This window comes from Bacillus cereus ATCC 14579 (assembly GCF_000007825.1).
Lineage (GTDB): Bacteria > Bacillota > Bacilli > Bacillales > Bacillaceae_G > Bacillus_A > Bacillus_A cereus.
Window position 1 is genome coordinate 4,545,160 of sequence record NC_004722.1, and the last position, 21,257, is coordinate 4,566,416.

Consider the following 21,257-nt stretch of genomic DNA (forward strand, 5'->3'; position numbering starts at 1 on the left):
AGCTAATTTTATCTCGTTTTTGTGTAAAAAAAAGAGAAGGACTCCGATCCTTCTCTCCAGTATTACTTATAGCACTTCCGCATGTCCATTATAAACAATTCCGCGTGCTGCATCAACTGTTACTTCTTGGCCATTTTTTAAAGTTGCTGTTACGCCGTTTACACCAACGATAACAGGAATACCGATTGATACACCTACAACAGCTGCATGGCTTGTTAAGCCACCTTCTTCTACAACTAAAGCTGCAGCTTTTTCGATTGCAGGAATCATATCTTTATCAGTGCTTGTTGTAACAAGGATATCACCTTCGTTTACGTTCGCTACAGCTTCAGCAGCTGTTTTTGCTACAACTACTTTACCTTTTGCAGCTTTACGACCGATTCCTTGTCCTTTAGCAATTTCTTCACCAACAACGTGGATTTTCATTAAGTTTGTTGTACCAGTTTCAGCAACTGGAACACCAGCAGTAATCACTACAGTATCTCCAAGTCCGATTAGACCTGCATCCATACCTGTTTGAATTGCTGTATCTAACATTTCGTCAGTTGAAGCTGCGCGCTTCTCAGCCATAAATGCTTGTACACCCCAAACAAGTGCAAGACGACGTCCTACTTGCTCGTCAGATGTTACAGCTACGATTGGAGATTTTGGACGGTATTTAGAGATCATTTTCGCAGTATATCCACTTTCTGTTGGAGCTACGATTGCAGCTACATCAAGAGCAAGTGCTGTATGTGCAACAGATTGGCTAATTGCATCTGTAATTGTTGGAGTGAACTCTTTAATACGTTTTTTGAACATATCTTCATATTGTAATGATTTTTCAACACGTACCGCAATGTTAGCCATCATTGTTACTGCTTCTACTGGGTATTGTCCAGCAGCTGTTTCACCTGAAAGCATGATTGCATCTGTACCATCGAAGATTGCGTTAGCTACGTCACTTGCTTCCGCACGAGTTGGACGTGGGTTACGTTGCATAGAATCTAACATTTGTGTTGCAGTAATAACTGGTTTACCTAACACGTTACATTTTTTAATTAGACGTTTTTGTACTAACGGTACTTCTTCTGGTGGAATTTCTACACCCATGTCACCACGAGCTACCATTAAACCGTCAGAAACTTCTAAGATTGAATCGATGTTGTCGATACCTTCTTGGTTCTCGATTTTTGGTACGATTTGGATGTATTGAGCGTTATGCTCTTCTAATAATTCACGGATTTCTAATACGTCAGACGCTTTACGTACGAATGAAGCTGCAATGAAATCAACTTTTTGCTCGATACCGAAGATGATATCTTTTACGTCTTTTTCAGTGATACCAGGAAGCTTAATGCTTACGTTTGGTACGTTAACACCTTTTTTATTTTTTACAGTTCCGCTGTTAAGAACTTTTGTACGGATGTTTCCATCAGCTTTTTCGATTACTTCTAGTTCGATAAGACCGTCATCGATTAGAATACGAGAACCTGGGTCTACATCGTCATAAAGACCAGCATAAGATACAGAGAACTTCTCTGCAGTACCTAATACTTGCTCAGTAGAAAGAACTACTTCTGCACCTGTTACAAGCTCAGCTTGTCCGTCTACGAAGTCGTGAGTACGGATTTCTGGACCTTTTGTATCAAGTAAGATACCAACTGTTTTACCAGTTTTCTTTGAAGCTTCACGAATGTTTTTAATACGAGCTCCGTGCTCTTCATGGCTACCATGAGAGAAGTTTAAACGAGCAACGTTCATACCTGCTTCGATTAATTGCTCTAATTTTTCAATACTTTCACTAGCAGGACCTATAGTACATACAATTTTAGTTTTACGCATATTGCACCTCCGAAAATTATGAAACCGTTCCCAAATATCTGACATTACGCCGATTAGATGGATAATTCTTTAGATAATTGATACATGTCTTTATCGATTGTATGCTTTTGAGCTAACGCTTCGATAATGTCATGATCAACAAGTTTGTTATCTTGAATACCTACACAACGTCCGCCTTTACCAGCAATTAATAATTCAACTGCTCTTGCGCCAAGACGACTTGCTAATACACGGTCTTGTGCACTTGGTGATCCACCACGTTGTACGTGACCTAATACAGTTACACGAGTATCAAAGTTTGTTGCTTCTTCAATGTGCTTACCGATGTCAATTGCACTTCCAACACCTTCAGCTACAACGATAATACTGTGTTTTTTACCACGTTCACTACCACGCTTCAGACGAGCGATAACATCATCCATGTCATACTCTTCTTCTGGAATTAAGATCGTTTCCGCACCATCAGCTAAACCAGCCCATAATGCGATATCACCAGCGTGACGTCCCATTACTTCGATAACATATGTACGTTCATGAGATGTAGCTGTGTCACGAATTTTATCAATTGCATCAATAACAGTGTTTAAAGCTGTATCGAAACCAATTGTGAAGTCTGTTCCAGGGATATCATTGTCGATTGTACCTGGTACACCAACACATGGGAATCCTTGTTCAGTTAATTTTTTAGCGCCTTGGTAAGAACCATCTCCACCAATAACAACAAGCCCTTCGATACCGTGTTTCTTTAATTGCTCGATACCTTTTAGTCGTACTTCTGGATCTTTAAACTCAAGACATCTTGCTGTATATAATTTTGTACCACCGCGGGGGATAATATCGCCAACAGAACCAAGTTCTAATTTTTCAATGTGACCAGAAATTAATCCAGCGTATCCATGGTAAATACCATATACTTCAATATCATGGAAAATCGCTTTACGAACAACTGCACGAATGGCAGCATTCATACCAGGTGAATCTCCACCACTTGTTAATACACCAATACGTTTCATTTGTACTCACCTCATAAAGATTATTTGCCTTATAATAAAATAACACGAAAAAATATAAAAATACAATGGAGAAGATGTGTCTTTTCATAATAAAAACGTGCATTCGCGAAGTGGAACGCACGCTTTTCTTATTTTATCCAAATGGAAGCGTTTGAAAACGAAACTTGCCCAATTTTCATATATTTTTCATAACGTTTTTCGATTAATTCATCTTTCGAAATTCCGTTTAATTGTTGAAAAGTTTTTTGAATCATTAAGTCTATATTTTCTGACTGTTTCAAAATATTACGGTGAGCTCCGCCTCTTGCTTCTGGAATAATTTCGTCAATTACACCTAATTCTTTCAAATCTGCTGCTGTAATTTTCATTGCCTCTGCAGCTTCCTTTGCTTTTCCTGCATCTTTCCAAAGAATTGCCGCTGCACCCTCTGGTGTAATAACAGAATAAGTGGAATTTTCTAGCATATGAATGTAATCTCCAACTCCAAGGCCTAGCGCACCACCACTACCACCTTCGCCGATAACGATACAAATAACAGGTACCGTTAAACCTGCCATTTCAAATAAATTGCGGGCGATAGCTTCACTTTGACCACGTTCTTCAGCAGCTTTACCAGGATAAGCTCCTTTCGTATCAATAAAACAAATAATAGGACGATTAAACTTTTCCGCCTGCTTCATTAAACGTAATGCTTTTCGATATCCTTCTGGATGAGGCATTCCAAAGTTACGGCGAATATTTTCTTTCGTATCTTTTCCGCGCTGATGCCCAATTACAGTTACAGGCATCCCTTTATATTTCGCAATGCCGCCGACAATCGCTGCATCATCGCCAAATAGACGATCTCCATGACATTCGAAAAAATCAGTAAATAAGTGCTCAATATAATCGAGCGTTGTCGGTCGTTCTGCATGACGAGCAATTTGAACACGGTCCCATACTTTCAGATTGCCGTATATATCTTCCTCTAAATTTTCTAGCTTTTCTTCCAAAATACGAATCTCCTCGCTGAAGTCCATCTGGCTGTTTTTCGTATAGTCTTTCAGTTCACGAATCTTATTTCTTAGCTCAACAACTGGTTTTTCAAATTCTAGCTCTGCCATACAGCCATTTCCCCTCCTTGATGAACTTCTAAAATCTTGCGAAGTGATTCTCTCATATCATCACGATGCACCACCGCATCTAATTGACCATGATCTAGTAAGAATTCTGCCGTTTGGAAATCTTCTGGTAGTTTCTCACGCACCGTTTGTTCAATTACACGTCTACCAGCAAATCCGATAAGTGCACCTGGTTCTGCAAGATTATAATCACCAAGTGAAGCGAAACTCGCTGAAACCCCGCCCGTCGTTGGGTGAGTCATAACAGAAATAAATAATCCTCCTGCATTACTATGCTTTTTCAAAGCTACGCTTGTTTTTGCCATTTGCATTAAACTTAATATACCTTCTTGCATACGGGCACCACCCGAAGCAGTAAAGATAATAAATGGAACTTGTAAGTCGTACGCCTTTTCAACCGCACGGGCGATTTTTTCTCCTACTACAGAGCCCATGCTCCCCATTCGAAAACGAGAATCCATTACTGCAACAACAACAAGCATGTCATCAATTGTTCCTTCACCAGTTACAACCGCTTCGTTCAATTCAGTCTTCTTACGATCGCTCTCTAGTTTCTCTTCATAACCTGGAAACTCGAGTGGATTTAATGAAACCATTTCTTTGTCATACTCACGGAATGACCCTTCGTCCAATATACTATCAAGACGTTCCCATGCATTCATAGGATGATGATATCCACAATTCACACATACTTTTAAATTTTTTAGAAGTTCTTTCGTATACATGATTTTTTTACATTCCGGACATTTTGTCATAACGCCATCTGGTACATCTTTTCGTACTTGTTCTGAAGGTATTGCAGCGTACTTTTTCTTTTTCACGAATAAATCTCTTAGCACAATTTGACCCCCTTCGTTGAGAGCTAAGGTTAGCGTAAGAAGAAAATGGGGCTAACACCAAAGTTTGATGTTAGCCTTATCTTCTCAATCTGTCTAATAACCTCACTCTTTACGTTTAACTTTAACCGCTAAGCGGTAGAATGTTTGTCATAACGTGTCATGGTCATTTCGACAAATTTTATACATTACGAGTGAAACTGTATATTCTCTACTAATTCATCGTAAATTTTTAGTGCATCATTTTCTTGTTTTTCTTCCAAAGTAGCATAAAGCTTTCTATACATATCGATAGAATCTCTTGAAACTTTACAAGAAAGAGTTGCTACGTAATCATTTACGATCATCCAAATGCGATATAGTAAATAATTATCGACTTGTTCAATAAGTGTTTTAAAGAACGTTTGATGAAGCGTTGGGACTGAGCTTTCATTTCCTTCAAGTACTTGGTGTAATCTACTTAGTACTTTAGAAAACGTTTCTTTCGGTAAATTACATACAATTCGAATCATATCTTTCTCAAGTAATCGTTTCGTTTGTAATAAATCACGAATTGTTTTCTCATCTTGCAATAAGAACGGAGCAATTAATTGTACAAGACCGTTATCATAAAAGTTTCGAATAAACGTCCCTTCACCACGTCTCGTTTCAATCAATCCTACCAGTTCTAAAGCACGCAATGCTTCTCTTACAGAGGAACGTCCTACGTTTAAGCGTGAACTTAACTCACGCTCAGACGGCAAACGATCCCCCGCCACCAAACCATCCTCTTCCATAATGGAACGGATTTTTTTTACAATTTCGAGATATACTTTTGTATTTGATGATGTCAATGGAAATTCCTCGCTTATTCTTTACCAATCAGCGCTAATTGTTTTGTTTTTTCAGCGATCTCATTTGGATCTACTTGACGGCGAGCTACTCCTGTCTCCATTGCTGCTTTTGCAACGTAAGCCGCTACTTGAGGCGCTACACGCGCGTCAAATGGTGCCGGAATGATATAGTCTGCATTTAACTCATCTTCTGCTACAAGCTCAGCAATAGCCTGTACAGCTGCCATCTTCATTTCTTCGTTAATTTGTGTCGCATGTACGTCAAGTGCACCGCGGAAAATACCAGGGAACGCCAGTACATTATTTACTTGGTTCGGGAAGTCAGAACGACCTGTTCCAACAACAGCTGCGCCCGCTGCTTTTGCCAATTCTGGCATAATTTCTGGAACTGGATTCGCCATTGCAAAAATAATCGCATCGTCATTCATTGTACGAACCATCTCTTCTGTTAATGCACCTTCTGCAGATACACCAATGAATACGTCCGCACCTTGTACAACATCAGCTAAAGAACCTTCTATACGATTCTTATTTGTATATTTTGCAACTTCATCCTTCACCGGATTCATACCTGTAGGACGACCATCATAGATTGCGCCTTTACGGTCACACATAATAATGTCGCGTACACCATAGCGATATAAAAGTTTAATAATTGCAATACCTGCTGCACCTGCGCCATTTGCGACAACTTTAATGTCAGACATTTTCTTTCCAACTAATTTCAGTGCATTTACAAGACCTGCTACTGTTACAATAGCTGTTCCGTGTTGATCATCATGGAAGATAGGAATATTTGTTTCTTTTTTCAAACGCTCTTCAATAATGAAGCAGTTTGGTGCTGCGATATCTTCTAAGTTAACGCCGCCAAAAGTTGGCTCCATTAATTTTACAGTTTCAACAATTTTATCTACATCGTTTGTATTTAAGGCAATTGGGAATGCATCTACACCAGCAAAGCTCTTGAATAATACAGCTTTACCTTCCATTACTGGAAGAGATGCTTCAGGTCCAATGTTACCAAGACCAAGTACAGCTGTTCCATCTGTCACAACTGCTACCATATTTCCCTTCATCGTATATTCATATACCTTACTTTTATCGTCATAAATTTCTTTACAAGGTTCTGCAACCCCTGGAGAATATGCAAGACTTAAATCTTTTGCATTTTCTACTTTTACTTTTGATACAGTTTCTAATTTTCCTTGATGCACTTTATGCATGTGAAGTGCTTCTTCACGAAGTGTTGACAAACTATCCACTCTCCTCAAATTATTCTTGCTGATATCAATTTCTCCAAGTGGTCTGACCACGAACACTACTACTATAATAATCGAAGTGTAGGGAAATTGTCCATTATATTTTCACAACTACATTTTCTTCCCCGACAATTTCACGAAGTGCTCCTAAACATTCTTCACTTGGATGAATCGATAAACTCCGAGATAATTGTACCATTTTATGTTCCTTTTCATAATAAATTAGTACTTTCGCAAAACCTGAATAGTCGAACAATATTTTCGTAACCTGATTTAAAAGCTTTTTCTCATACTGAGACGGCAATTTCACGTAAACAGATGCGTCTTTCTTTTCTTCATAAACATCCATTTCCTCTAGCGGATATAGTCCATTTACAATCCATTGCAGCTTATGATTTCTTAGCTCAATCGTACCGTCAACTAAAACAATTGCTCCTTCTTGCAACTTATCCGAGAAATGTATATACGTTTCCGGGAAGAGGACCGCTTCCATTTCATCATTTTGATCACAGAATGTAATAAATGCCATCTTTTGAAACTTTTTCGTACGAATCACTCTCACACTTGTTATATACACAATAGCTCTTTGTACTTTTTTCTTGTGTCGCATCGCCTGAGCGAGAGATGGAATTTCTAATTCTTTTGCTAACTTCACATATTGCGCTGTCGGATAACTTGATAAATAAAAGCCAAGCGCTTCCTTCTCTTTATTTAGTTGTTCAATAAAAGATAACTCTTCTCCTTGTACATATTTTGATTTTGGAACAGCATCTCCTAAATCACGTGCGAGATTCGCGTACTCTAACGCCCCTTTAATACTTTTCCATAAATTCGTTCTCGAAACACCAAAATCGTCAAAACATCCCGACCAGACGAAAGCTTCTAAATTACGCTCCGTTACGAACTTTGACGGCATACGAAGACAAAATTCAAATAAATCTTCGAACATTTTTTTCTCTCGTTCTTCTAATAATGCTGTCACTGTAGCCATTCCAATATTTCGGATCGAAAGTAAACTGTAACGTATCGCATTCCCTTCTATTTGGAAGTTGTAGCCACTCCTCTGAAGAGACGGTGGCAAAACGTGAAAACCTTTCCGCTTCGTTTCTCGTATATACTGTACAATCTTATCTTCATTTCCAATTGCGCTTGATAATAATGCCGTCATAAATTCCAGCGTATAATTCGCTTTCAAATAGGCAAGCTGATATCCGATCATACTGTAAGCTACAGCGTGACTTCGGTTAAAACCGTAATTCGCAAATCTTACAATTAAATCATAAATTTTCTCTGCAGATGTCTCATCATAACCATTTCGCAAACATCCTTGGACGAAATGCTTACGTTCCTGATCTAAAATATCACGATTTTTTTTACTCACCGCACGGCGCAGTAAATCTGCTTCTCCGAGCGAAAAACCAGCTAACTTCGATGCAATTTGCATAATTTGTTCTTGGTATACAATGACGCCGTATGTTCTTTCTAAAATTGGCTTTAAATCCGGATGTAAATATTCAATTTTTCTTTTTCCATGTTTCGATTCAATAAAAGTCGGTATCTGTTCCATCGGTCCTGGTCTGTATAACGAGTTAACAGCTACGATATCTTCAAACTCATTCGGTTTTAACCCGCGAAGTACATTTCGCATACCACCCGACTCAAGCTGGAATACACCTGTTGTATCCCCTCTCCCTAATAATTGGAACGTCTTTTCATCTTGAAGAGGTAAGTTTCTTATATCGATTTCTTTCCCTATTTTGTTCGCGATAAATTTTATAATATTTTCAAGTAACGTTAAATTACGTAATCCTAAAAAGTCCATCTTAAGCAAACCAAGTTCTTCTAGCGCATCGGCTGGATATTGCGTAACATAAACATCGTTATGTCCTTCTTGAATTGCTACACTTCCTGTTAGCGGTTCTTGACTCATAATAACACCAGCCGCATGAATAGACGTATGACGTGGTAAACCTTCTACACGTTTTGCGATTTCAAATACACGCTCATGCAGAAGATTCCCTTGTATAAACTCACGAAGTGATTGTGATTCTTCATATGCATCTTTTAACGTTATACCAAGCTTTGATGGAATAAGTTTTGAAAATATATCAATATCTCGCGGCGGAAGCCCCATTACGCGGGCAATGTCTCTAATTGCCGCTTTTGCTGCAAGCGTACCAAACGTTACAATTTGCGCAACACGGAGCTGACCGTATTTATCTTTCACATAGCGAATCATCTCATCACGTCTTACGTCTGGAAAATCAATATCAATATCGGGAAGCGTCACACGTTCAGGATTTAAAAACCTTTCAAATAATAGATCGTATTCAATTGGATCAATATCTGTAATTTCTAATACGTATGAAACGAGTGAACCAGCTGCCGATCCACGACCTGGTCCTGTTAGAATATGATTTTCATGTGCATACTTCATAAAATCCCATACGATGAGGAAATAATCACTAAATCCCATACGAGAAATAACATTTAATTCATGATCCAAACGCTTTATATGCACTTCTTTCGGTTCACCATATCGTTTCCGCAAACCTTCTTCACAAACACGACGCAAGTATATATCACTCGTTTCATTAGACGGAACAGGAAACTTCGGAAGTTGATTTACATGGAACGGTATTTCTACTTGGCAACGCTCTGCAATTTTTATTGTATTTTGGATTGCTTCCGGCGCATGGGAAAATAGTGCTTCCATTTCATCCGATGACTTTAAATAATACTGATCTGTTTTCAGCCTCGGCCTATCTGGATCAGTCATTTTCGTTCCACTTTCAACAGATAGTAAACATTCGTGAACAAGCGCGTCACTTTGATTGATATAGCGCACATCGTTTGTTGCAACGACTGGAATATTAACCCTACTAATAAATTCAAGTAGTTTCTCTTGTAAAAGCAACTCATCTTGAATCGCATGATGCTGCAAACTCATATAAAAATGGCCAAACATATTTTGATACGTGCGATCTACTTCTTCAGCCTGACTCTCATTGTCTTCTAGTAATAATTGCTCAATTTCGCCATCTTTACCTGGTGAAATTGCAATTAATCCTTTCGCATAATGCGCAAGCCACTTCTTAAGAATACCTTCTTTGGACTTTGTCATAATACTGCTAGAAATCTTTAATAAATTTTGGTAGCCTATTTCATTCTCAGCAAGTAATACAAGCGGATAAGACCTTTCTTCTTCTTCACTAAAAATAGAAGCGGTTAATCCAATAACGGGCTGTATACCATGTTTCTTACATGCTTTATAAAACGGAATAACGCCATACATAACATTTTCATCCGTAATAGCCAGCGATGAAAAACCGAGTTCTTTCGCCCTGACTACAAGCTCATCAATTTTACAAGCACTTTTTAATAAACTAAAAACGGTTTGACATTGTAAATGCACAAACTTCACTGTTGTACCCTCTCTTTACCTATTTGACTACTTTTATTATAGGTGATGAGGAAAGCGGAAATCAAAACATACTTCTTATACTTTGTCCATATATATGAAGAAGAAAGGGGAATGACGATGGATGTAAGAGAACATACTTTTTTCTCTCTGCTTATTATTAGTTATTTTATTGCCTTTGGGGTTATACTTGGCGGTTCATTAATTGGTGGATTTGGTGCGTTTCTTATCGGAAAACCAGCTCTAACTTACATTAATCAATTCGCCCAAAATTTAAGAATTTGGGCACTCGTTGCAGCAATCGGCGGAACATTCGATACCTTTTATAGCTTTGAAAGAAGTTTCTTTGGCGGAGATATGAAAGATATCGTAAAGCAAATTCTCCTTATTTTTTTCGCAACTGGTGGTATGCAAACAGGTCTCATTATTATTAAATGGCTAACGCAGGAACATGTATGAGAGTACCAAGTGCCAATACAGCAAAAAGATGGTACTTAGTATTAGCTGGGGCTGCTGTTGGAGGCGTGTTGAGCTGGTTTATTTTTTTGTACATATACGGTGTTTTTCAAGAAGAACAAGCTAGTAAAATAGCAGAACAAAGAGAAATTATAGAAAAACAAGAAGCAAAGCTCCACGTCCTTCTCGAAGATCAAGAAAAATTGAACACTGAAAATAAACGGCTCTTAACCATTCAAGAGATTAAAATAAAACTTATCAATCGAGAAAAATACGATTTAGACAATCTCACACTCGAAAATATGACTACATCTATCCATAATGACCTCCAACATCTTTTAACGAAAAACATTCAAAGTATCGCAAAAAATAAAGACCTACTTAAAAAGGTAATCGAAAATAAAACGTACAAACATTACGATCGGCTATACCGTTTTAAAGTCGATACAATATCTTTTGATACAGTGCTTGAAATTAGCATTACTATAGAGAAAGAAAAATAAAGAAGGAGGGCTTTAGCGCCGCTCCTTCTTTTCGTTCTAACATATAGTCTCTTATTTACAAATCTCACGTAAATCAGCAAAAAGACGATCCGCTTCTTCCCAAGAAGATGCCTTCGCACCAGAAGCCATCGGATGCCCCCCGCCGTTATATTGCATTGCTAATTTGTTTATAACTGGTCCTTTTGAACGAAGACGAACACGAATTACGTCGTCTTCCTCTAAAAATAGAACCCACGCCTTTAATCCATCAATATTGCCAAGCGCTCCAACAACACCAGATGCTTCAGAAGGAAGTACATCAAACTCTTCTAATACTTCTTTCGTTAATTTAATGTAAGCTGCTCCTTCTTCTACCATCGTAAAGTTTTGTAAAATATAACCGTTTAAACGAGCAATTTTTTCTTTTGTCTTATACATCTCATTGTATAAATCTGTGAATTTCACACCCATGTCAACAAGCTCACTTACGTAACGAAGTGTTTTTGCTGTCGTATTCGGGAATAAGAAACGACCTGTATCTCCAACAATTCCTGCTAAAATAAGGCGGGCTGCTTCTTTTGTTATTTTTAATCCTTTATCTTTTCCATAGTTATAAAACTCATAAATCATTTCACTTGTAGAACTCGCTGTCGTATCTACCCACGTAATATCTCCATACGGATCTTCATTTGGATGATGATCAATTTTAATTAACATCTTCCCTTTTGTATAGCGTTGATCGTCAACACGTTCTTGATTCGCAGTATCACAAACAATAACAAGCGCATTTTCGTATACACTATCTTCAATATCATCCATTACTCGTAAGTATGCTAGTGACGGCTCATTATACCCAACCGTATAAATATTTTTCTCTGGAAACGATTCTTGTAGAATTGTACCAAGACCACCCTGTGAACCTAACGCATCTGGATCCGGACGCACGTGGCGATGAATAATAATTGTATCAAACTCTTTAATTGCTCCTAAAATTTGCTCATGCATATGTATAATCTCCTTTTTAATCAACTTCTTCACTTTATCCTCCATTATAACGGAAAGTATTTCATACATGCGAACAATTGCTTTATAATAAAAGTTAGAAAGTTTAGATATTTCTTTTTCTTTTCTATTATTTTTCACAAAGCGATGGGAGTGTTCATTATGCCAGTATTAGTCTTCTGTATTATCGTCTCATTTATGTTGTACCTCTTTTACAAAACAAAATACTTTCGTACAAACCGCCCAATGGAGAAAGGTTGGCTCTCAGGAAAATCCGCAATGGCACTCGGTTCATTCGTTTTATTTTTCGGGATAAACCAATTCTTTTTAGAACTTTCAACCGCTCGTATTATCGTTGGTGTTTTATTCGTTCTATTTGGTAGTGCAAGTGTATTTAACGGGTTTCGCCAATACAAACATTTCTTGCCATTAGCAGTTAAAGAAGCTGAAGTCTATGAAGCAACGTAAAAAAGCATCAATATTGTGATGCTTTTTTACGTCCCTTAACTTTCAAAATCATATACGCAACAAACGCAGATGGTATATTAAATGGGTTCCCTTGTACGTGAAAATGTAATTGTTCTTCTCCAAAAGACATTTTTTCATATAGCTCTCGCTGAGATAATCCTGTCTTTTCCTTTTTTTCATGTAAACCTTGTAAATATAAATATTGAATCGGTATCATTACAAGAAAGTAAAATAGTGCGATACTACCAAAAAAGAGTACGGCTGACGACATAATGCATACCACCTCTCGCGATTCCATTTTCTTACAATATAATCATAACACAATATACAACTGAATTGAATTATTATTCCGTCTTTTCTCACATTACTTTTCCACTCCATCCCATACATATTTCACTAAAACTCCCATCTAAAATCATGCCTTTCAAATTTAAAACAACAAAAAAAGATGGAACAAATCAAAACGATTTGTTCCATCTTTTTATTTATCGATTAACTGAACCATAAGTAATGCTTTTCCAGACAACATTACCTTCATGATGCACCTCTACATCGACCTTACCAAATTTACGTCCAATTTCTAATACTTTCGGATGAACAGATACAACATTATCAATTTGAACCGGCTTTACGAAATAAATAGTTAAGTTTTCAACAATTAAATCACTTTTCTTTTGCGCACGAATGACGCGATTTGTCGCTTCTGTCACAATTGTTGCAAATACACCGTACGATAACGTCCCGATTGAGTTCGTCATTTGCGGCGTCACCGAAAATTGATATAGATGCTCATTCTTCGCTTCTTTTGGTGTCATAAATTGATTCGTTACAATATCATCAATGGTTTCTCCAACTTGTGGCTGACGTTGAATCATTTGCAGTGCCTGAAGTACATCTTGACGGCTAATAATACCTTGCAGTTTGTTTCCTTCCTCAACGACAGGAAGTAATTCAATTCCTTCCCACACCATCATACGTGCCGCAGCTGCGACAGACATTTTACCGTTCACTGTAATTGGGTGTTTTGTCATTACTTTATCAATTGGTGTTTCTTTCGCTACTCCGATCATATCTTTTGAAGTTACGATTCCTAGTACTTTGTTACTTTCATCGACAATTGGATATCTTCCGTGCATTGTCTCTTCGTTATATGCATGCCATTGCTGTACTGTATCACTCGGCTTTAAATATAACGTTTCTTCAATTGGCGTTAAAATATCTTCAACGAGTACAATTTCTTTCTTAATAAGTTGGTCATAAATTGCACGATTAATTAACGTTGCGACCGTAAATGTATCGTAGCTACTTGAAATGATCGGCAGCTTTAATTCGTCTGCTAATTTCTTCACATGATCTTCCGTATCAAATCCGCCCGTAATTAATACAGCGGCTCCAGTTTCTAGCGCTAATTCATGTGCATTGGTACGGTTACCAATAATGAGTAAATTCCCAGCTTCTGTATAGCGCATCATCGCTTCTAATTTCATAGCTCCGATTACGAATTTATTTAATGTTTTATGTAGTCCTTCTCTGCCTCCAAGTACTTGACCGTCGACAATGTTAACGACTTCTGCATATGTCAGTTTTTCGATATTCTCTTTCTTCTTTTGTTCAATTCGAATTGTTCCGACACGTTCAATTGTACTAACATATCCTTTATTTTCTGCATCTTTAATTGCACGGTAAGCGGTCCCTTCACTTACACTCAAATCTTTCGCAATTTGTCTTACAGAAATTTTATGGCCTACTGGCAGGCTATTAATATGTTCTAAAATTTGGTTATGCTTGGTAGCCAAATGGTTTCACCATACTTTCTTTTCCCTAAATTCTTCATGTGTTGTACTTTTAGTATACTATATTTTCAAAACTGTTACACTCTCTCTTTGCATACCTGTACTATTTTTTTTATAACAAAATGACGCTTACATTCCACCAGTCATTCTATTACAACAATGTAATGCTATTGTCATCTCATTCGATAGTTCGCCCACTTAATTGCCTATACAATTAAGACAAGAAATAAAACAAAGGAGCGAACACATGATGAAAAAACTTTTAGAGGTTGTAGGTGCTGTATTTTTAGCTTTCGTAGATGGGAAAAAAGTTGCAATGGAATTGAATGAAACACCTGAACAACCACGTACCAAAAGAGAAGAATCACCAAAACAAATACAAGCATTAAAAGCTGTCCTACACACGTAAAAAACCCTTCACTTTTCTTTTCAAATGAAGGGTTTCTTTTCTATAGTGTAATACTTTCTCCAGCTTCTAATACTTTCCCTGTACAATTTTGTAGCTTTTCTACAAATTGATATGGATCTTGTTCAATAACTGGGAACGTATTGTAATGCATCGGTACAACAGTTTTCGCATTAATCCATTTTGCCGCTAGTACAGCATCTTCTGGCCCCATTGTGAAATTATCACCAATTGGTAAAAATGCTAGATCAACTTTATTTAATTCCCCAATTAACTTCATATCAGAGAATAGTGCAGTATCTCCTGCGTGGTATACAGTTTTCTCTTCTGCTGTAAATAAAATACCTGCTGGCATACCTGTATATGTAATCGTCTTATTTTCTTCATCAATATAACTAGAGCCGTGGAATGCTTGTGTAAACTTCACTTTTCCGAAGTCAAATTCATGTGAACCACCAATATGCATCGGGTGTGTATTTACACCTTGCCAACTTAAAAATGTTGCTAGTTCAAATGGCGCTACAACAACTGCATTATTTTTCTTCGCAAGTTCTACTGTATCTCCAACATGATCACCGTGTCCATGCGATAAAAGAATTGCATCCACTTTTACATCTTCAGTTTTTAAATCTGTTTTCGGATTACCTGTTAAAAACGGGTCAATTAAAATAACTTTTCCATTCGCCTCAATTTTCACAACTGAATGTCCATGATAAGATACTTTCATTATTACATTCCTCCCCTGTTCACATTCTCACTTTGTATTCTACATGATTTTTCAATTCCCTGTCTTTTCTAACATCTATTTACTTGTCATAACGCTTTCTTCCGAGTTAAAGTTATATTTGTAATTAAATATCTCGGGGGTGCCAATCGATGAATGCTAGATTAGAAAATTTAATGCAATGGCTAAAAGAAAAAAACGTAGAAGCTGCGTTCTTAACTTCTACACCAAACGTCTTCTACATGACAAACTTCCACTGTGAACCACACGAAAGATTACTTGGTATGTTTGTATTCCAAGAAAAAGAACCTATTTTAATTTGCCCTAAAATGGAAGAAGGTCAAGCACGTAACGCTGGCTGGGCACATGAAATTATCGGATTTACTGATACTGACAGACCATGGGATATGATTGCAAAAGCAATTAAAGACCGCGGCATCAATGCAAATGCAGTTGCAATTGAAAAAGAACATTTAAACGTAGAGCGCTACGAAGAATTAACGAAATTATTCCCAAATGCAGCTTTCAAATCAGCTGAGGAGAAAGTTCGCGAACTTCGTTTAATTAAAGATGAAAAAGAACTTTCTATTTTACGCGAAGCAGCTAAAATGGCGGACTATGCTGTTGAAGTTGGTGTAAATGCAATTAAAGAAGATCGTAGTGAACTAGAAGTATTAGCAATTATTGAACACGAATTAAAAACAAAAGGCATACATAAAATGTCATTTGATACGATGGTATTAGCAGGTGCGAACTCAGCTCTTCCACACGGTATTCCTGGCGCAAACAAAATGAAACGCGGTGATTTCGTACTATTTGATTTAGGCGTAATCATTGACGGTTATTGCTCTGATATTACACGTACAGTGGCATTCGGCGAGATTTCTGAAGAACAAACTCGTATTTACAACACTGTACTTGCTGGACAACTACAAGCAGTTGAAGCATGTAAACCAGGTGTTACACTTGGCGCAATCGACAACGCTGCTCGTTCTGTTATCGCAGATGCAGGTTACGGAGACTTCTTCCCACACCGACTTGGTCACGGACTTGGAATTAGCGTACACGAATATCCAGATGTAAAAGCTGGTAACGAGGCTCCATTAAAAGAAGGTATGGTCTTCACAATCGAACCTGGTATTTACGTACCAAACGTAGGTGGCGTTCGTATTGAAGATGATATTTACATCACAAAAGACGGATCAGAAATTTTAACGAAATTCCCGAAAGAGTTACAATTTGTAAAATAATAGAAAAAGGCAGCGGGAGTGCTGCCTTTTTCTATTTCCCTACTATTTCAAATTTCTCTACAATCATTTTTGCTGGATAACTTTCAAGTATTTGAGAAAACCATACTTTTATTTTATCCCCTGTTTTTAACTGTTTATATGCGTCTTTGTCCTTAAAGCTCAAGACTATATGTGCTGGATGCTCTTTATTCATTTGTTGTTCTATATAATGTTGCAACTCTACTTTTGTTTCAACCGTTTTATCATCGGCAAAAAACATCGTGTCATTTCTTAATATGATATACCCTTCTTTAGGTACTTCTTTTACCGTTACTTGCTCTACTTGTTTTGTATCACACGCTGATAATACGACTAGAAATACACTTAAAAACATAACAATTTTCATATGCCTATTCATTTTTAACTCCTTACTCTAGGCTATTTCAAATTTAACACCATCTTCTCCTCATACTTATCATCCCATTTAATCACAACTTCTATAGGTTCATCTTTAGAGATAGGCGCGCAACTTACACAAGAAGACTTCATTTCAACCTTTGCTCCTCTATGAACTTCTGACGTTTGTGTCATTGTACTAAAGGCTCCATTAATAGCAATCTCTAAGTTTTTAAATTCTGTCTTTCCATCCCCGCCCTTATATTGAAACGTAAACATTCCATCTTCACTGTCATCCTTAATATGCCCTTTATATTGTCCAGTCCAACTTTTGCTCTCGCTAGAAAAAGTAAAATACCAAATCGAGCAGCTTCCTAAAAAGAAAATACTAATGAAAAAGAATAACGCTCTCTTCATCATGCCCCTCCATTCAAATGCACTTATTTATTGTCTATTTCTTCCTTCTATTATACTATTAAAATACAGAATTTTCTAAAATAGGGGGTTTATATGTTACAACAACAGTTAGAAGAAATTCGTAATAATAATTACATACTGGATAACACACTTAACATTGATTCTTTAAGTTCCAATATGCTTGAGCAAATTGGCGATACTGATAGCTATTTAAGGGACAAACTCATCTACTCTACTTTTTTTCATCTCATCAAGAAGGAATATCTTTCACACACACAATTACAGAAACTATTATTAGAAAGCATCGGTGAAAAATATTTATTGTATAAGATTCATTCAGATGATGAAGATGCGGTATTTACCCGAGCATTTACAACATTATTAATTGCCCTCATTATTGATGCTGATACAAATCATAATTTCTTATCACAGACTGATATTTCAAATGTAAAAGATCAACTAATTCTATATATGAACAACGAACATGATTTCCGGGGATATGTGCAAAAACACGGCTGGGCACATAGTATCGCTCATGCTTCTGATACATTTGAGGCGCTTGTGAATAGTCCTAAACTGGAAACTTTATATTACGAAGAAATATTACAAACTTTATTAAACAAAGTTTGTGTTCATTCCATCTATTACAAATATGAAGAAGATGAACGTATCGTTTATCCGATTGTCGCAATGCTACAAAATGGCTTAAAGGAAGAAGCACTCATATTAGCCCTTCGTGATTTAGTAGCTCAATTACCCGTTCAAAAACAAACATTACATATTGAATCATACGAGTTTCTATACGGAAATATAAAATCTTTCTTACGCAGCTTATTTTTCAGACTGCGCAAGCTTTCTATATGCGAAGAAACAGAATGCGAAATTGAAAAATTGCTACAAGAACTTCCAAAATATTATTAAAAAAAGAAGGCCACTCAAAAAGTGCCTTCTTCTATTTCACTAATATTTAATTGAAATTTCACGATCCAAACTGAGAAAAGGTGGACAAGAAGCGCAAACGCCATACATGCTCCGCTTAAAAAAGTTAGTATAGGATGCGAATACACGTGCCCCAATCCATAGGATACCGCCACGAAAAACATTGTTATGTAAATATAAATTGCTCCATGTATTTGCCTCATATAAACCTCCTTTTCCCATATTATAACATAAATTTTCTGATTATTCACATTAATTGCTTGTAATCAATATTTCTCAACTGTTACACCTCTTACAGCAGCCTTAATATATGGTGCTCCTTGTAAACTTTGTAAATCCTCTGTTTTGCCTGTTACGACTACACCGTATATTGGTAGGTCTTTTGGTTTGGTGTTTTTTATTTCTTTATCCCGCATTAACGGGCAGTAAGACCTCACATCAAAATTCAGCGGAAGCAAGAAGTTAGATGGGGGATGAACCCCACACTGATTAAAGTTTCACTTTATAGTTTATCCTAAAATATTCTCAGTATCCCTCTTTATTTTCACTTAAAGACATCCAAATGCAGCTTTTATAAATTGTTTCATAATAAAAAGCACATCCATTTTGATGCGCTTCTCTGAAATACTATTCTATTATTTCATCGCGTCCTTCACAACATCTTGAATCATAACGACTTCTGTTTTCATATCAACAGAGGGTGCTTCTTCATCAATACACTCATACCAAAATTCCAAGTGCTTTTTATCAATTTCATAATGAGAATTTTCGACAAGAGCCCCACCTTCTCCTTGCACAGAATACCAATATAAGTACTCTTCTCCATCTCTTATTTCCCGGAAAATTGTCTCAACGTACATCTTTTCGTCGTTTAATGTCAAAAGTACTTCTTTCATATTGTCATTCAGAAGCTGCATCCATTCATTTACTCGATGACTCTTACCAGGCTTAACTTTAAATCTCGTTAATTCTACATTCATTTTTCTTCCCCCGTTTTCTTACGTACAAACAAACTGTATTCTATTGGATGATAAAAACTTAATTTACTAGCTAATTTTCGCGAAGGAATATTGTCTACATAACAATCCCAGCTCGGTATAATATCATTTTGCATGCAATGTTCAATGAACCGTGTTGCAACAGCTTGAGCTAATCCTTTCCCTTGATGCGCTTCATGTGTTGCAATATCTATTTCAGCATAACCATTCCCGCTAAATATCGAGACACATTCAGCTACAATTATCCCATCTTGTTCTATACAAAATCCAAAACCACTATTCAAAAACGTTTCTTTTGATCCCCAATATTCTTTGTAGTACTCCTCTTTAAATTCACTGCTTCGCTCTATATCTCTTCTATCAATACGCTTCACTTCATATGTATTTTTGTTAAAATCTCGTTTTCTCTCCTCAAAGGTTACTCTTTGAAATTTCATTCGCGGGATGTTCCGAAGTGTATTACTAAAACGCTCTTCTAACATCATTTCCCACTCTTCACTTGAAGTAAAGAGTGTAAATCTCTTCTCTGTTTTCTCAATAGCTGTTTTTAAATATGAAAATAACTCTTCGTTATAATTTTGATCATCAGTATCACCAAATAAATAATAGATACCGTTAGCTGTAATAATTAATCCTGCTGTTAATTTCTCGTTTGCAAAAACCTCACCATCTATCACTTGATCACATACCGCATAAGCAAACGTCGTCGTTTTTGTATGACTTTCTAAAATCGGAAGGATTTTTCTATACTCGGCTACGGATAATTTTTTCATAATTGCTCCACTTTAATCGTATCCGCCTCTATATGTTCAAAACAAAGATTTACAGTTCTCTTTAATGCTCTCGTTCTATGAATCTTACATGCTGGAATTAAGATTGAATCATTTGGCTTTAAAACCGCTGTTTCTCCATCTTCAAAATCAATAAGTAATTCTCCCTCTAACACAATAAATAATTCATCCGAATTAGAATGATAGTGCCAATCATATTCACCAGTAAATACAGCGATTCGTAAGCAATGACTGTTTATATTTGAAACGACGAAGTTTTTATGTTGATCTTTAATATCCTTTGTTAATTCTATTAAGTTCACAGTCTCCATCTTTCGTCCCATCCTTTCATTAGTCGTTCTTCTAAAAAACTAACTTAATCTCCACCACCTCCGCAATCTCCTCCACCATCACTTGAGCTACTACAGTCATTGCTACTGTAGTCACCGAATCCACTTGATGAGCTTGAAGCGTATGAAGATTTTTTGCTTCTTTTTCTATCTTTTTTACTTTCATGACTAGGCCATACTGTAGCAAAGAGTATAACGAATAAGGCTAATTCTATTACAACAAGTATAAATTCTAGAATGCTCTCAATAATATTGGGAGTTATCCCAAAACTGTAAAACACTCCAAATGAATACATACACAAAATTACATACAGAGCCATACAAATATACCGAAATGTTTTCTCTATCGTAATGACTACTTTTTGTGAAAAAGGTATGTTCTGTTCCTTTTTGTTCTTTATATACCTTTGTCTCTTTGCCTGTTTTTTCTTCCTCTTTTTGCTCCCCATCGAATCCCCTCTTTTTATTATATAATTCTAAATTATCATAATGAAAATCGATTTACACCAATAAATAACAA

The 21,257-nt window shown here is 36.7% G+C and carries 23 protein-coding genes and 2 pseudogenes; 6 read left to right on the forward strand and 19 right to left on the reverse strand.

Annotated elements, in window-relative coordinates; translation table 11 throughout:
- Positions 1-66 precede the first annotated feature (66 nt).
- From pyk to dnaE, 7 genes are all read right to left on the reverse strand, one after another.
- Positions 67-1,824, reverse strand: coding sequence for a pyruvate kinase (gene pyk, locus BC_RS22955; protein WP_001232673.1), 1,758 nt, complete (start codon positions 1,822-1,824; stop codon positions 67-69).
- A gap of 53 nt (positions 1,825-1,877) precedes the next feature.
- Positions 1,878-2,837, reverse strand: a complete 960-nt coding sequence (gene pfkA / locus BC_RS22960; protein ID WP_000821167.1) for a 6-phosphofructokinase — start codon at positions 2,835-2,837, stop codon at positions 1,878-1,880.
- Positions 2,838-2,965: 128 nt separating this feature from the next.
- Positions 2,966-3,940, reverse strand: a complete 975-nt coding sequence (gene accA / locus BC_RS22965; RefSeq protein WP_000818803.1) for an acetyl-CoA carboxylase carboxyl transferase subunit alpha — start codon at positions 3,938-3,940, stop codon at positions 2,966-2,968.
- Complete coding sequence (gene accD / locus BC_RS22970) at positions 3,928-4,797, reverse strand: acetyl-CoA carboxylase, carboxyltransferase subunit beta (protein ID WP_000942856.1); 870 nt, start codon at positions 4,795-4,797, stop codon at positions 3,928-3,930. The genes accA and accD overlap by 13 nt, the downstream gene beginning before the upstream one ends.
- A 185-nt stretch (positions 4,798-4,982) precedes the next feature.
- Positions 4,983-5,627: a FadR/GntR family transcriptional regulator gene (locus BC_RS22975; protein WP_000204448.1), complete on the reverse strand. Its 645-nt coding sequence runs from the start codon at positions 5,625-5,627 to the stop codon at positions 4,983-4,985.
- A 14-nt stretch (positions 5,628-5,641) separates the two neighbouring features.
- Entirely contained in the window at positions 5,642-6,850 is a 1,209-nt protein-coding gene (locus tag BC_RS22980; protein WP_161508111.1) for an NAD(P)-dependent malic enzyme, read from the reverse strand.
- Positions 6,851-6,983: 133 nt separating this feature from the next.
- On the reverse strand, positions 6,984-10,310 hold the full coding sequence (dnaE, locus tag BC_RS22985; protein WP_000673716.1) for a DNA polymerase III subunit alpha: 3,327 nt from the start codon (positions 10,308-10,310) through the stop codon (positions 6,984-6,986).
- 42 nt (positions 10,311-10,352) lie between these two features.
- Between dnaE and BC_RS22990 the strand changes: the two genes are divergently transcribed.
- Positions 10,353-10,766, forward strand: coding sequence for a YtrH family sporulation protein (locus BC_RS22990; protein ID WP_002005839.1), 414 nt, complete (start codon positions 10,353-10,355; stop codon positions 10,764-10,766).
- Positions 10,763-11,266 carry a sporulation membrane protein YtrI gene (gene ytrI / locus BC_RS22995; protein ID WP_001265736.1) on the forward strand — a complete coding sequence of 168 codons (504 nt, stop codon included), beginning with the start codon at positions 10,763-10,765 and terminating at the stop codon, positions 11,264-11,266. Before BC_RS22990 ends, ytrI begins: the two co-directional genes overlap by 4 nt.
- 51 nt (positions 11,267-11,317) lie before the next feature.
- On the opposite strand, the gene BC_RS23000 is transcribed toward ytrI, so the two are convergent.
- Complete coding sequence (locus BC_RS23000) at positions 11,318-12,250, reverse strand: DHH family phosphoesterase (protein ID WP_000545136.1); 933 nt, start codon at positions 12,248-12,250, stop codon at positions 11,318-11,320.
- Positions 12,251-12,409: 159 nt separating this feature from the next.
- On the opposite strand from BC_RS23000, the gene BC_RS23005 reads away from it, so the two are divergent.
- Positions 12,410-12,715, forward strand: a complete 306-nt coding sequence (locus tag BC_RS23005; RefSeq protein WP_001144776.1) for a YtpI family protein — start codon at positions 12,410-12,412, stop codon at positions 12,713-12,715.
- Between the two features lie 7 nt (positions 12,716-12,722).
- Here BC_RS23005 and BC_RS23010 read toward each other — a convergent pair whose 3' ends face one another.
- Complete coding sequence (locus BC_RS23010) at positions 12,723-12,986, reverse strand: DUF3949 domain-containing protein (protein WP_000093045.1); 264 nt, start codon at positions 12,984-12,986, stop codon at positions 12,723-12,725.
- Between the two features lie 210 nt (positions 12,987-13,196).
- A pseudogene (locus BC_RS23015) lies at positions 13,197-14,511 on the reverse strand (DRTGG domain-containing protein).
- 244 nt (positions 14,512-14,755) lie between these two features.
- On the opposite strand from BC_RS23015, the gene BC_RS27775 reads away from it, so the two are divergent.
- Positions 14,756-14,917: a hypothetical protein gene (locus tag BC_RS27775; protein ID WP_000976303.1), complete on the forward strand. Its 162-nt coding sequence runs from the start codon at positions 14,756-14,758 to the stop codon at positions 14,915-14,917.
- A 40-nt stretch (positions 14,918-14,957) separates the two neighbouring features.
- Here the strand turns inward: BC_RS27775 and BC_RS23020 are convergent, their stop codons facing one another.
- Positions 14,958-15,641, reverse strand: a complete 684-nt coding sequence (locus BC_RS23020; RefSeq protein WP_000868927.1) for a metal-dependent hydrolase — start codon at positions 15,639-15,641, stop codon at positions 14,958-14,960.
- 149 nt (positions 15,642-15,790) lie between these two features.
- On the opposite strand from BC_RS23020, the gene pepQ reads away from it, so the two are divergent.
- Complete coding sequence (gene pepQ, locus BC_RS23025) at positions 15,791-16,888, forward strand: Xaa-Pro dipeptidase (RefSeq protein ID WP_000994025.1); 1,098 nt, start codon at positions 15,791-15,793, stop codon at positions 16,886-16,888.
- Between the two features lie 31 nt (positions 16,889-16,919).
- Here pepQ and BC_RS23030 read toward each other — a convergent pair whose 3' ends face one another.
- Together BC_RS23030 and BC_RS23035 are read right to left on the reverse strand one after the other, a co-directional pair.
- Positions 16,920-17,285 carry a DUF3221 domain-containing protein gene (locus BC_RS23030; RefSeq protein WP_001079377.1) on the reverse strand — a complete coding sequence of 122 codons (366 nt, stop codon included), beginning with the start codon at positions 17,283-17,285 and terminating at the stop codon, positions 16,920-16,922.
- A gap of 20 nt (positions 17,286-17,305) precedes the next feature.
- The gene (locus BC_RS23035) at positions 17,306-17,680 is read right to left on the reverse strand and encodes a hypothetical protein (RefSeq protein ID WP_000816717.1); all 375 of its coding nucleotides are present in this window, start codon (positions 17,678-17,680) and stop codon (positions 17,306-17,308) included.
- 93 nt (positions 17,681-17,773) lie between these two features.
- On the opposite strand from BC_RS23035, the gene BC_RS23040 reads away from it, so the two are divergent.
- Positions 17,774-18,601, forward strand: a complete 828-nt coding sequence (locus BC_RS23040) for a DUF2785 domain-containing protein (RefSeq protein WP_000941475.1) — start codon at positions 17,774-17,776, stop codon at positions 18,599-18,601.
- A gap of 14 nt (positions 18,602-18,615) precedes the next feature.
- Here BC_RS23040 and BC_RS23045 read toward each other — a convergent pair whose 3' ends face one another.
- From BC_RS23045 to BC_RS23070, 6 genes and pseudogenes are all read right to left on the reverse strand, one after another.
- Entirely contained in the window at positions 18,616-18,822 is a 207-nt protein-coding gene (locus BC_RS23045) for a hypothetical protein (RefSeq protein ID WP_001248908.1), read from the reverse strand.
- A gap of 63 nt (positions 18,823-18,885) precedes the next feature.
- Positions 18,886-19,026, reverse strand: a pseudogene (locus BC_RS23050) (anti sigma factor C-terminal domain-containing protein); the annotation flags it as partial.
- 228 nt (positions 19,027-19,254) lie between these two features.
- Positions 19,255-19,599, reverse strand: a complete 345-nt coding sequence (locus BC_RS23055; RefSeq protein WP_001100217.1) for a DUF6176 family protein — start codon at positions 19,597-19,599, stop codon at positions 19,255-19,257.
- Complete coding sequence (locus BC_RS23060; protein ID WP_000736744.1) at positions 19,596-20,390, reverse strand: GNAT family N-acetyltransferase; 795 nt, start codon at positions 20,388-20,390, stop codon at positions 19,596-19,598. The genes BC_RS23055 and BC_RS23060 overlap by 4 nt, the downstream gene beginning before the upstream one ends.
- Positions 20,387-20,719 carry a cupin domain-containing protein gene (locus BC_RS23065; protein ID WP_000450925.1) on the reverse strand — a complete coding sequence of 111 codons (333 nt, stop codon included), beginning with the start codon at positions 20,717-20,719 and terminating at the stop codon, positions 20,387-20,389. The genes BC_RS23060 and BC_RS23065 overlap by 4 nt, the downstream gene beginning before the upstream one ends.
- 44 nt (positions 20,720-20,763) lie before the next feature.
- Positions 20,764-21,186, reverse strand: coding sequence for a hypothetical protein (locus BC_RS23070; protein WP_000534945.1), 423 nt, complete (start codon positions 21,184-21,186; stop codon positions 20,764-20,766).
- Positions 21,187-21,257: the final 71 nt, after the last annotated feature.